We start from the raw sequence: 12,126 nt of genomic DNA, 5'->3' as shown, positions 1-12,126 counted from the left end.
TATCCAGACACCGTGGTGGGTTGGAAGAACTTCTGGATCACCGCGAACCTGCCCTGGCGTTCATCGAGGCTTGGGCGAGCGCTGCGGACCTGGCCATTGAATTGCTTCCTCCATCCGTGGATCGTGACTCCGTGCTGCAAGAGCTCCAAGTCACCACACGCTCGACACTGGGAGCCATCGCGTACGAAACCGGAGGCATCTTGATTGATGGCGGGTGGCTCAGGATGCTGGGATCAGGGCATCCCAAGCTCACGCGCAACCTGTCTACATGGAATCAAGGTCGGTCCGACGGCTTTCTCCTTGTGGCAGATGATGCTGTGGGCGGCTTCTTTGCGATCAACGGCGGTGCACTGGGCGACGATCTGGGGACGATTTACTATTTCGCTCCCGACACGCTGGCCTGGGAGTCGCTAGAGGTTGGGCACTCCGCGTTCACCCAATGGGCGTTCACGAGTCGACTGCACGACTTTTACAGCGGCATGCGATGGGATGGATGGGAATCGGATGTAGCAGCACTGCACGGAGACACCTGCTTCAATTTCTATCCCTTTCTCTTCACCGAGCAAGGTTCCACCCGAACAAGTTCGCGTAAGCCGGTGCCCGTCGCGGAGCAATATGCCCTCAATGCGGCTAGGTCGGAGGGGATTTAAATGCCCCCCCGTCTGAACTTCTATCGCCGAGAGACTTGAGTCGGGCAGAAGCGGTTATTTAGCGCAGGCTCGAAAAGGGTTGCCCAGAACTTGAACGGGGCAGATGTGCTTCCAAAGCCGCAGGAATTCAGTATCGCGGAACGATCCTGTCACTGCGCTCAGCCCGTGTGCATTCAATCTTCCAAAAGAGCTGGATCAACCGTACGACTGCGCTGAGCCGAGGAAGTTGTCGTGGGTCGTCGCTGGATCGCCCGGCGATGCTAACGATCACATCCACAGCGACATCCTTTTCCCATTCAAGCATTGACACGGTGCGTGGCGGGCTTTCTATTGGCGGTGTCCCGAATGACGTTGCAAACCTGCACGCGGTACTCCGAGAAGAACACCTGCCGCCCCGTCTTCTTGGCCTCCATGTGTTCGGGATGGGTCGCCCAAGCCCGCAGGCCTTCCTCGGAATCAAACTCGACGATCGTCACACGTTCGCCATCTGCGGCGGTGAAGCCCTTGTGCGAGATGTAGCCGGCAATGCCTTTGGCAAGTTCGCTCATCCGAGCTGCAGTTTGTTGGTATTCGTCTTGAATTTCGGCGTTCAGTCTGGATCTGAAAACGGTCACGATCATGGGGTGCCTTGCAAGGAGAGGTGGTCTTCGACAATGAAGTGGCCGTAGTCTATGAATCGGATTCCGTCTCGTAAAATGAATAGTTCGAACGAACTTATTCTCCGATTGAGAACATGGACCTCTCCGATTTGCGCGTCTTCCAAGCCGTTGTTACGGCCGGCGGCATCACGCGAGCAGCCGAGCTGCTGCATCGCGTTCCCTCCAATGTCACGACGCGCATCAAGAATCTCGAAGACGATCTCGGCGTCGCGCTCTTCAGCCGGGAGGGCCGGCGTCTCCAGCTCTCACCGCAGGGCAAGGTGCTACTCGACTTCTCGAACCGCCTGCTGTCGTTGGCCGAGCAAGCGCGGAATGCCATGCACGAACAGGTGCCGCGCGGCGTCCTTCATCTGGGCGCCATGGAAAGCACAGCGGCCATCCGCCTACCGTCGCTTCTTGGGCAAATCCACGAGCGCTACCCGGAGTTATCGATAGAGCTTTGCACAGGCGCGCCGCGTCCGCTAACAATCCGCGTATTGTCGGGGGAACTCGACGCAGCACTGGTCGCTGAACCAGTCTCCGATCCACGGCTGGACAGCCTCGTGGCGTGTACGGAACAGCTGGTGATCATTGGTCCCGTCGGTCATCCGCCGATTCGCTCCGCCCACGACATCCGCAAAGGCACGCTGCTGGTTTTCGAGCCCGACTGTCCCCATCGGCAACGATTGGAAGCCTGGTGCGCCCGAGACAACATGGCGCCTCGACGAATCATCGAGGTCGGCTCCTACCACGCCATCCTCGGGTGTTGCGTGGCGGGCATGGGCGTTGCACTCATTCCGGCGGCCGTGTTGGACACCTACACCGAGCGCGCGAGGCTCTCGGAGCACAAGCTCAAGGGTGATTTCCGGACGGTGAGGACGATGCTCATTTGGCGCAAGGACTCGCCGCAGTTCAAAGCAAAAATACTGGCGGACCTGATCCGGGAGGAGCAGCTCGGACTGCCAAAATCATCGGTGCAGATCGTCAAACCCAAGACGGCTTGAGGGCTCGAGAGCGTGCTTGTGTGCCTTGATCGAACGACTGCTTTAGCGTGCGGCGAATGGCGGAAGTAGGCCCACTCCAGCCGTTCGCCGCGTCAGAGCCTGAACACGCTGACCGCCTGTGAGAGGCTGCCGGCCTGCGCCTGCAGCGATCCCGCGGCAGCGCCCGCCTGCTGCACCAGTGCGGCATTCTGCTGCGTGCCTTGGTCGATCTGCGCGATGGCCTGGTTCACCTGCTCGATGCCGTCGGTCTGCTCCCGGCTCGCGACAGTGATCTCGCTGATGATCTCGGTGACGCGCTGCACGCTGGCGACGATCTCCCGCATGGTGCGGCCGGCCTGACCCACCAGTTCACTGCCCGCTTCGACGCGGCCCACCGAATCGCCAATCAAATCCTTGATCTCCTTGGCCGCCGCGGCCGAACGCTGCGCCAGGCTGCGCACCTCCGAGGCCACCACGGCAAAGCCGCGGCCCTGCTCGCCGGCCCGTGCCGCCTCGACCGCCGCGTTCAGCGCAAGGATGTTGGTCTGGAAGGCGATGCCGTCGATCACACCGATGATGTCGACGATCTTCTTCGACGAGCCATTGATGGCCGCCATGGTGTCGATCACCTGGCCAACGATCGTTCCGCCCTCGGCAGCCACCGACGATGCGGAGACCGCGAGCTGGTTGGCCTGCCGCGCGTTCTCGGCGTTCTGCTTGACGGTGGAGGTCAGCTCTTCCATCGAAGCCGCCGTCTCCTCGAGCGAACTCGCCTGGTGCTCGGTGCGCGACGAAAGGTCACGGTTGCCGGCCGAGATCTGGGCCGAGGCTTCGCCGATGTTCGCCACGCCGCGGTGCACCTCGCTGACCAACCGGACGAGGCTGGTGTTCATGTCATGCATCGCCCTCATCAACAGGCCGGCTTCGTCACGGCCGGCCGGCATCACCTGGGTGGCAAGGTTGCCGGCGGCGACCGACTGCGCCACGCGCACTGCCTCGTTGAGCGGCCGCGTGATCGAACGCGTGAGCCACAGCGCAGCGGCGATGCCCAACGCCAGAGAGAGACCACTGAGCAGCAGCATCAGCCAGCGGGCAGTTCGGTAGGCCTGCGCGGCCTCGGCCGCGGTGCGATCCGCGCCTTCCTTGAGCGCCTTCTCGAACGTGCCGACATGAGCGATCACCTGCGTCAGGAGCGGCATGCATTCCTGCGTCAGCGCGCGCACGGCGTCCTCGGTTTTGCCGCCGGTCGCGAGCGACACGACCTTGCCCGCGATCACCAGGTACTGCCCCTCGAGCGCCTGCAACTGCGCGAGCAGGCGCTGCTCTTCTTCCACCGCGGCCGAGTGGGGGTCTTTCAAGATCGCGCCCAAGGTCTTCATGCCCTCGTCGATCTCGGACTGGGAGGACTTCACGAGGTCCAAGTCCTTCTTCTGCAGCTGCGCATCGCTCACCAGCGCCAAATTGCGCGCCGCGATTGCCCGTGTGCCGATCGCGAAGCGAACCCGGTTCAGCGCATAGAGCTTTCCGCCGGCCACTTCGTTGACGACCCGAATCTCATCGGCGAGCCTGGCCATCTGTTGCAGGCCGATCGCGCCGATGGCAAGCAGGAGCAGCAGCAGCAGCAGCAGCGTGAAGCCCATCCCTAGACGGGTGCCGATCTTAAGGTCTCTCATGGAATTTTTCGGGAACGAATGGAGGTTCGATTTTCCCGGGGGGCCTCGTCGCGACAGTGGGCGAACAAGGGGCGCAATGCGGTTCATTTCGGGCGTTTGCCCGTGGGCCGGCTACGCAGCGATTGCTCTCGGTCGCATACGAGAGCTTTCGACGTCAGCTATTGGCGACGAGTCGTCACCGATGCGACTACCTGTAGTAGCGGTGCGGTCCGGCGATGAGCTCGACTGGCAGCGAAAATCCCATGGGGTCTCCTCTGAATTGGCGCGCCGAGCGTTGCCGGTTTCAACTCTCGGGACAGTTCTCTAAAAGAACACCCGTGAGGTCAGTCTGCAGGCGTGCTCGAAGTTCATCGGTGAACTGCATTGTCTTTGCCATTGGCGTGGTTCGACAGAAGGTCATGCGGACCTTCTTTGGCTTGAGCCGGACGACCTCGTCAACGACCGGCGTAGCAATGGACGACTTGACATTGCCCACCTGATACCCGGAAGGCATGATCCGAACCTCCAAGGGCTTGGACCAGTCATCACAACCAGCAAGCAGCAGTACCGAAAAGAGAAGTGTTCGCCCAAGCATGAGTCATTGTGCCCCGTTGTTTACCGGGCACGACAACCGCCCAGATCAAAGCTCCGCGCAATACCAGCTCACAGGCGCACAAGCCAGCTGCGCCTCCAGCGCACTCCAGGCGCCCGACGCCACTGCGCGGTCGATATGCGCTTGATGGTGGCTTTGCGATTCCCATGATTCGACCAGCGTGAACACGCACGCGTTGTCGCTGCGGCCGAACAGCTGCACGCCCCGGCAGCCATCTGCCGACGGCAGCGACTGCTTGACCTGGTTCATGAGCTCGGCGAATGCGGAGGCGCCCTCGGGCTTGGCTTCGAAAGTAATGATGACGTTGATCGGGTCCATGAAATTTCGCGCTGCTTTCAACAAAAGAAAAAGGAAGCAGGCAGATTAGCCAGCGCCCTCCCCCGCGCCAAGACGCGAAGCTGCGAACCCATTGACCATGGCTGCGAAGCTGCCGCAGCCCCGTCCCCTTAACCCGACTGCACGCGCCGCACGTACTCCGCAGGCGTTGCCTCGAACCGCCTGCGGAACGCGCGGTTGAAATGCGCCGCGCTCTCGAAGCCCACCTTCGCGGCCGCATCGCCGGGGCCCAGCCCGGTGCCCAGCATCAGCATGCGCGCCTCTTCGAGCCGCAAGTCGCGAATGCAGCGCATCGGCGTGACCCCGGCCACCTCCCTGAAACTGTGCGCAAAGTGCGAAGGGCTCATGTGCACGTGGCTGGCAATTTCGGCCACGGACAGCGGCCGGCCCAAGTGGCGGCGCATGAAGGCGATGGCCGCCTGTATGCGTGCGCCCGCCTTGGTAACGGCGCTCGCGCTGCGAATGGCCGCCGCTGCTTCGGAGCGCAGCAGCCGCAGCACGATTTCTTCGACCGCCAGCGGCGCCAGCGTGCGGCGGTCCACCGGGTCGTCCGCCGCCAGCAGCAGGCGAGCGAAGGCCTCGACCACCTCCTGCCCCACCGGCGCCGTGAAGTTCTCGGTCACCCGCGCCGGCTCGGCCGCGAGCGTGCCGCTTTCTGCCAGCGCGACGAAAGACTTGACCAGCACATCGGGCGGCAGGTCGAGATGAATGGCGAGGTACGGCTCTTCGGCGCTCGCCCCCACGACGGTGCCCAGGCACGCGACCTCTGCGCCGAGCACCAGGCATTGGGTGGCGCCGTAGTCGAGCGAGCGGCGGCCACTATTACCGAGGTGCGCGGTCTTGCGGCCTTGCAAGACGACCACGACGCCGGGCGTGAGGCGTTGGGTTTTCTCGTAGCGAATGGGGTGGGAGAAGCGGTAGTAGCGCAGGCCGGGGTAGAGGGCGTCGGTGCGGCCGTCTGAAGAGGCTCGCGCCGCGACCATGTTCCGCAGGCGTGCCCAAGTGGCGGGAACGCTTTCAGATTTGCCATCGGCAACGGGTGAAACGGGCATCGGCTGTGTTGTGGAGAAAAGCTGGCGCTACGTGGCGCCGGGGGTGCCCCGTTGAAGCGCTTGGTGAACCACGCCAGTGGCAGCGTTGACGGTGTTGATGCGGACCAGCAGGGCGTCGTTGAGCAGGCGCAGCAAGGCGCTCAGTTCGGTGCGACTTGGAGGGAGTACTTCGCAGTCGCTCAAGGCGTTGGTGTCGATGAGCTTTTCGAGCGCCGTGTAGGCGCGTACTACGTCGTTGAGGGCGCCGGCATCGTCGCAGGCTTGCAGAGCGAGTGCGTCGAATTCGGCGTCGAGAGAAGAAGCAGAAGAACTGCGAGATTGCGGACGCGCACGGGAAGATTCAGCCATGAGATGGTCTCCAAGGTTCGCAGAGGTTTCATCAGGCTTCCAAACCCGGCCGCACCATCGGAGGACGCGACGGGGCGCAGTATATCGACGAGCTTCCATCTTTCCAGGCTCATCCGCTCCACCGAACGAGAACGAAGCCCGCGTTGATACTTGAGCCAAGCGCAACTATCTTCTGCTCAGAACCCCATTTATCCGCAAAGGTAATCCCAAGACACTCCTCCTAACCCAAGAAGGAGTGCCTCATGCCAATCGCCTTGCTCGCGCTGACCCTCAGCGCCTTCGCCATCGGGACGACCGAGTTCGTCATCGTTGGCCTCATCCCCACTGTCGCTGCTGATCTCGGCATCGGCCTGCCCTCGGCGGGCCTGCTGGTCAGCCTCTACGCGCTGGGCGTCGCCATCGGCGCGCCGGTGCTCACCGCGCTCACGAGCAAGCTGCCGCGCAAGGCGCTGCTGCTCGGGTTGATGGCGCTGTTCACGCTCGGCAATCTGCTGGCGTGGCAGGCGCCGAGTTATGAATCGCTGATTGCCGCCCGCGTGCTCACGGGGCTGGCGCACGGCGTGTTCTTCTCGATTGGCTCGACCATTGCCACCGGCCTGGTGCCGAAGGAAAAGGCCGCGAGCGCCATTGCCATCATGTTCACCGGGCTCACGGTGGCGCTGGTTACGGGTGTGCCGCTGGGCACGTTCATCGGGCAGCACTTTGGCTGGCGCGAGACTTTTCTGGCGGTGTCTGCGCTGGGCGTCATCGCGTTCATCGGCAGCTGGGTTTTCGTGCCCAGCAACATCCGCCACACGGCGCCTGCCTCGTTGGCGCAGCAGGCCAAGGTTCTGGCGGAGCCGCGGCTGTTGATGGTGTATGCCAAGACGGCCATCGGCTACGGCGGCTCGTTCATTCCGTTCACGTTTCTTGCGCCCATCCTCACCGATGTGTCGGGCTTCAGCGCGGGCGCTGTGGGCTGGGTGATGCTGGTGTACGGAGTGTCGGTGGCGGTGGGCAACATCTGGGGCGGCAGGCTGGCCGACCGCATGGGGCCGATTCCGGCGCTGAAGATCATCTTTGCGTTGCTGGCCGCGGTGCTGCTGGTGTTCAACTTTGCAGCGCCGCACAAGTGGCTGGCGCTGGTGGCGGTGCTGATGTGGGGCGCAGTGGCTTTCGGCAACGTGCCGGGGCTGCAGGTGTATGTGGTGAAGCAGGCCGAGCGCTTTACGCCTCAGGCGGTCGATGTGGCCTCGGGCCTGAACATCGCGGCCTTCAACCTGGGCATTGCGCTCGCCGCATGGGTGGGCGGGCTGATCGTGACGCACCTTGGCCTGATGCACACGCCGTGGATCGGCGCGCTGGTGGTGCTGGTTTCGCTGGCGCTCACGCAGTGGAGCGGAACGCTCGACCGCCGTGCCGGCATTCCGGTGCGGGCTTCGGGCCCGGTGCCGGTGGGGCACTGAGCGGCCTCTTCTTTCTCTTTTTTAAAACGCACAACTAGGACGAACAACATCATGACAACCGACAACACCATTCCCGCCTTCGGCCTGGGCACCTTTCGCCTGAAGGGCCAGGTGGTGATCGACTCGGTGAAGAACGGGCTCGACCTGGGCTACCGACTCATCGACACGGCGCAGATCTACGGCAATGAGGCCGAGGTGGGCCAGGCCATTGCCGAAAGCGGCGTGCCGCGCGGCAAGCTCTTCATCACGACCAAGATCTGGACGGACAACTACGCAAAAGACAAGCTGGTGCCCAGCCTGAAGGAAAGCCTTGCCAAGCTGCGCACAGACCATGTCGACCTGACGCTGATCCATTGGCCTTCGCCCGGCAACCCGGTGCCGGTGGCGGAGTTCATGGGCGCGCTGGCCGATGCCAAGGCGCAGGGGCTCACGCGGCAGATCGGCGTTTCCAACTTCAATATTGCGCTGATGAAGGAAGCCATTGCGGCGGTGGGCGCGAATGAAATTGCCACCAACCAGATCGAACTGCATCCCTATCTGCAGAACCGCAAGGTGGCCGAGTTTTCGAAGAGCCAGGGCATCCACATCACGTCTTACATGACGCTGGCCTACGGCAAGGTGCTGGGCGACCCGGTGATCGAGGCGATTGCCAAGGCACACAACGCAACCACTGCGCAGGTGGTGCTGGCTTGGGCCATGCAGCTGGGCCATGCGGTCATTCCGTCGTCTACCAAGCGCGCCAACCTCGAGGGCAACCTGAAGGCGCAGCAGCTGCGGCTGTCCGATGCAGAGACGGCGCAGATTGCAGCGCTCGACCGCGGGCAGCGCCTTACCGACCCGGCGGGCCTTTCGCCGGCGTGGGATTGATACGAGTGTTTCTGCACTGAGGTACCCCAAGATCGGGCCGGGACCACGGCCCCGCGTGGCATCCTGAAGAGGGGCTGGATTCGCTTTGCGACGGCTTCTTCCTGGACTGAAACCACAGACGATCAAGGAGTCGCAATGCAGCAGCTCGGACGCAGCCTGCGCTCGCTTTTATTTTTTGGAGGCTGGGCGCTGGTGCTCGGCATGGCGAGCTGCGGTGGTGGTGGCGGCGGAGGTGGTGGCACCGCGCTGCCCTTTGCCGCCGTGGGCACTGCTGCGCCGCCCAGCGACCCGCCTGCTGCGCCAGCCACGCCGCCCGCCGCGCCACCCGCGACACCCACACCGCCACCACCAGCCGAAGAGCCGGCTGAACCGCCCCCGGCAACCAGCCGTGTTGCCACCGACACCATTGCCTCGGCCAAGACGGGCGCAACCTACCCGCTCGAGATTTACCTGCCGGCCTCTTATGACGGCGGCTCGGCCAGCTACCCCATCATCTATGCGATGGACGCAGACGGCATCTTCAACCCGCCCGACACGCGCTTTTCAAACCTGAAGAACATTCTCGACAAGCGCGGCACGCAAGCGATTCTGGTCGGCATTGGCGGCACCTCGCGCCGCGAGCAGGACTACACCATGCCCGGCGCCACGGCCTACCACGACTTCTTGACGCAGGAGCTGGTGCCCTTCGTCGAAGCCAGGTACCGCGCCGATCCGGGCAAGCGCATGCTCACCGGCCTCTCGCTGAGCGGGAGCATGGCGGGCATTGCGCTGTTTCTCGAAGGCGCAGCCAACAACCTGACGTTCTCGTACTTCCTGTCGTTTGAAGGCGCGTATGCGCACCAAGGGCCGGAGTACGAAAACCTGGAGCAGCAAATGCACGACGCCCTCAACGGCAGGCCGTTGCCGGCAACGCTCATCCTTACGCGCTGCGACAACCAGGACGAGTGCAACTTTGCGCCGGTCGATTCAATGTTCAATCGGCTCCGGGGGCGCGGCTACCAGGGCCTGGCAGTAGAAGAAACAACCTACTCGACGACGCACACCGAAACCGACATTCCGTCGTTCGCCGATGCGGTTGCAAGGCTGCTGCCGTAGCCCCGGTTCTTCTTCGGCTGCCGGTCAGAAGCGGTCGGCAAGCCCCATGGCCGGGTCGCTCACCGAGTGGCGGCCGGTTTCTATGCGGCCCGCAAAGCGCCGGTAGAACGATGGGTCGGCGTCGCAGGTGACGACAAAGTCATACCACTGGCCGCTGGCGTCCAGGCTCCAGCGCATGGCGGTGTCGCCACCGCCCTTGACGCGAATGCGCCATGAGCCGTCCGGGTGGGTGCCGTACACGCCGTTGTTGTCGTGGTCTTCGTGGCCTTCGTGGCCATGGCCTCCATGCCCGTCGCGTCCGCGGTCGTCGTGGCGGCCCCTGCCGCCTGCCTGGTAGGCATCGGGCCGCGGGTAGGCCTTGTTCGACTGCACGGTAAAGCGGCAATCGCGCCGGCCGTCGTTGCGCATCTGCAGGTAGATGTCGCCGCGGCGCGCGTCGTAGCCCACGCGAATTTCTGGCGCGGCCGCACCGCCCGCGCGCAGGCGGTTGAGGTCGCCCTTGAACTGGCGGTGATAGCCGTTGGGGCCAAGCACCCACAGGTCGTACAGGCCGGCGTTGTCGGTCATGGCGTTCCAGTAGCCGTCGAGCTGCTTGCCGGGCTCCACCACGTAGCGGCGCGGTATGCGGTCGGCCAGGTGCAGCTTGTCGTACACATGGAACACGGCGGCAGCCTTGCCGCTGTTGGCAAACAGCAGCTGAACGCGGCCGTTGAGCGCATCGCTGCGCGCGCTGGTGTGCAGCTCGTAAGGCAAGGCGCGCGAGGGCCGCACGCCGGTGGCCTGCACGGGCAGGTCGGCGTCGGCCATGGGCACGATCTTGGGCAGCGCCTCTTGTGCGGTGGTAAGCGCATCGGCCTCGGCCTTGGTCTTGCGGCCGGCCAGCGTGGGCAACGGCTCGTCGTTCGGGCGCTCGAAGTTGAAGGCGCTTGTCAGGTCGCTGCAAACGGCGCGGCGGTGCTTGCTGATTTGCGGCTCTGCAACGCCAAAGCACTTTTCCAGAAACATGAGGGTCGAGGTGTGGTCGCACACCTGCGAGTTGACCCAGCCGCCGCGGCTCCACGGCGACACAATCCACATCGGCACGCGCGGGCCGGGGCCGTAGGGGCGGCCGTCCATGGCGGGCTGCTTGGGCGTGGCCGGCGTGTAGTTGTGATATTCCACGGCCACGTCGGCTTCGGCCATGGTGGTGGCGCCGGCCAGCGATCCGTCGGGGTTGCGCGAGGGCACTGCCGGCGAAGGCAGGTGGTCGAAGAAGCCGTCGTTCTCGTCGAAGTTGATGAGCAGCACGGTCTTGCTCCACACCTCGGGGTTGGAGGTGAGTGCGTCCAATACTTCTTGCACATACCAGCCGCCCTTGGCCGGGCTCGAAGGGCCGGGGTGCTCGCTGTAGGCTGAAGGCGAAATGATCCACGACACTGCCGGCAAGGTGCCGTTGCGAATGTCTTCCTTGAAGGTTTCCAGAAAGCCGTAGGGCATGGTGTTGCCGAAGCCCTTGGCCAGAGGGCTCAGCGGGTCGTCGATGGCCGCGTCGTAGAACGGCCCTGCGGCGGTGACCGGCTGCGTGATGTCGGTGGCGGGCACATACACGGGGCGGCGGGCCTCGGGCATTTGCTCGATGGCGGTGCGCCAGTGCCTGAAGCTCATCATCTCGTTGCAGCCGAAGTTGTCGATCAGGCTCTGGTAGACCTTCCACTTGACGCCGGCTTTTTCGAGCCGGTCGGCATAGGTGGTCCATGTCCAGCCCTCGGTGGAAGCGCCAATGTCGTTGCCGGCGTTGAACTGGTTGTTGAGCACGGCCAGCTGCACCTTGCTGCCGTCGGCAGGGCTGGTGCCGTTGGGCCCGTTGGTGCCGCTCCAATAGAACAGGCGATTGGCAATGGTGCCGGTGTGCATGCCACAGTGGTAGTGGTCGCACAGCGTAAAGGCCTCGGCCAGTGCGCGCTGAAACGGCACTTCGGCGGTGTCGTAGTAGCCCATCGACAGCAGGTTCTTCACGTCGGGCCACTTGAACATGCGGCCGTGGTCCCACGCGGCCTGCGAATCAGACCAGCTGTGCGGCGTGCTGCCCGCGCGCTGCGCGTTGCCCTTGCTCTCTTCGAGCCGGTAGGGCGTGTAGGTGCTGGGCGGCGTGGTCTTGGTGTAGGTCTGGTGAAAGATGGTCTTGCCGTTGGGCGCGGGCACGGCAAAGCGGTCGCCATAGCCGCGCACGCCCTTGAAGGTGCCGAAGTAGCTGTCGAACGAACGGTTCTCCTGCATCAGCAGCACGACGTGCTTCACGTCCTTGATGGTGCCGGTTTCGTGGTGCGCCGGAATGGCCAGCGCGCGGCGGATGCTGGGCGGAAAAGTGGCCAGCGTGGCGGCTGCAATGCCGGTGCCCGTGGCGCTCTGGAGAAACTTGCGACGTGTGGTCATGGTGGGTTGGTCAGTCTCGAATATTTGATGGTTGC

General features: G+C 63.8%; 11 protein-coding genes. 5 read left to right on the top strand and 6 right to left on the bottom strand.

Annotated elements, in window-relative coordinates; all coding sequences use genetic code 11:
• The first annotated feature begins 20 nt into the window (after positions 1 to 20).
• Complete coding sequence (locus QHG62_RS22690) at positions 21 to 650, top strand: DUF2625 domain-containing protein (protein ID WP_281147892.1); 630 nt, start codon at positions 21 to 23, stop codon at positions 648 to 650.
• 296 nt (positions 651 to 946) lie between these two features.
• Here QHG62_RS22690 and QHG62_RS22685 read toward each other — a convergent pair whose 3' ends face one another.
• Positions 947 to 1,270: an antibiotic biosynthesis monooxygenase family protein gene (locus tag QHG62_RS22685; protein ID WP_281147891.1), complete on the bottom strand. Its 324-nt coding sequence runs from the start codon at positions 1,268 to 1,270 to the stop codon at positions 947 to 949.
• A 113-nt stretch (positions 1,271 to 1,383) separates the two neighbouring features.
• Between QHG62_RS22685 and QHG62_RS22680 the strand changes: the two genes are divergently transcribed.
• Positions 1,384 to 2,292: a LysR family transcriptional regulator gene (locus QHG62_RS22680; RefSeq protein ID WP_281147890.1), complete on the top strand. Its 909-nt coding sequence runs from the start codon at positions 1,384 to 1,386 to the stop codon at positions 2,290 to 2,292.
• A gap of 92 nt (positions 2,293 to 2,384) precedes the next feature.
• Here QHG62_RS22680 and QHG62_RS22675 read toward each other — a convergent pair whose 3' ends face one another.
• The 4 genes from QHG62_RS22675 to QHG62_RS22660 form a co-directional block, all read right to left on the bottom strand.
• On the bottom strand, positions 2,385 to 3,944 hold the full coding sequence (locus tag QHG62_RS22675) for a methyl-accepting chemotaxis protein (RefSeq protein ID WP_281147889.1): 1,560 nt from the start codon (positions 3,942 to 3,944) through the stop codon (positions 2,385 to 2,387).
• Positions 3,945 to 4,563: 619 nt separating this feature from the next.
• Positions 4,564 to 4,854 carry a putative quinol monooxygenase gene (locus QHG62_RS22670; RefSeq protein WP_281147888.1) on the bottom strand — a complete coding sequence of 97 codons (291 nt, stop codon included), beginning with the start codon at positions 4,852 to 4,854 and terminating at the stop codon, positions 4,564 to 4,566.
• 128 nt (positions 4,855 to 4,982) lie between these two features.
• Positions 4,983 to 5,924 (bottom strand): AraC family transcriptional regulator, encoded by a 942-nt coding sequence (locus QHG62_RS22665; protein ID WP_281147887.1) that lies wholly within the window; start codon positions 5,922 to 5,924, stop codon positions 4,983 to 4,985.
• Between the two features lie 27 nt (positions 5,925 to 5,951).
• Positions 5,952 to 6,272, bottom strand: coding sequence for a hypothetical protein (locus QHG62_RS22660; RefSeq protein ID WP_281147886.1), 321 nt, complete (start codon positions 6,270 to 6,272; stop codon positions 5,952 to 5,954).
• Positions 6,273 to 6,514: 242 nt separating this feature from the next.
• Here QHG62_RS22660 and QHG62_RS22655 point away from each other — a divergent pair, with 242 nt between their 5' ends.
• From QHG62_RS22655 to QHG62_RS22645, 3 genes are all read left to right on the top strand, one after another.
• Entirely contained in the window at positions 6,515 to 7,717 is a 1,203-nt protein-coding gene (locus tag QHG62_RS22655; protein WP_281147885.1) for an MFS transporter, read from the top strand.
• Positions 7,718 to 7,768: 51 nt separating this feature from the next.
• Positions 7,769 to 8,584, top strand: a complete 816-nt coding sequence (gene dkgB, locus QHG62_RS22650; protein WP_281147884.1) for a 2,5-didehydrogluconate reductase DkgB — start codon at positions 7,769 to 7,771, stop codon at positions 8,582 to 8,584.
• 135 nt (positions 8,585 to 8,719) lie between these two features.
• Positions 8,720 to 9,679, top strand: coding sequence for an alpha/beta hydrolase (locus tag QHG62_RS22645; protein WP_281147883.1), 960 nt, complete (start codon positions 8,720 to 8,722; stop codon positions 9,677 to 9,679).
• A gap of 24 nt (positions 9,680 to 9,703) precedes the next feature.
• Here the strand turns inward: QHG62_RS22645 and QHG62_RS22640 are convergent, their stop codons facing one another.
• Positions 9,704 to 12,091, bottom strand: coding sequence for a phosphocholine-specific phospholipase C (locus QHG62_RS22640; protein ID WP_281147882.1), 2,388 nt, complete (start codon positions 12,089 to 12,091; stop codon positions 9,704 to 9,706).
• Positions 12,092 to 12,126: the final 35 nt, after the last annotated feature.

This window comes from Variovorax paradoxus (genome assembly GCF_029919115.1).
In the GTDB taxonomy this organism is placed as follows: domain Bacteria; phylum Pseudomonadota; class Gammaproteobacteria; order Burkholderiales; family Burkholderiaceae_C; genus Variovorax; species Variovorax paradoxus_O.
This window is presented reverse-complemented; position numbering and strand designations above follow the sequence as displayed.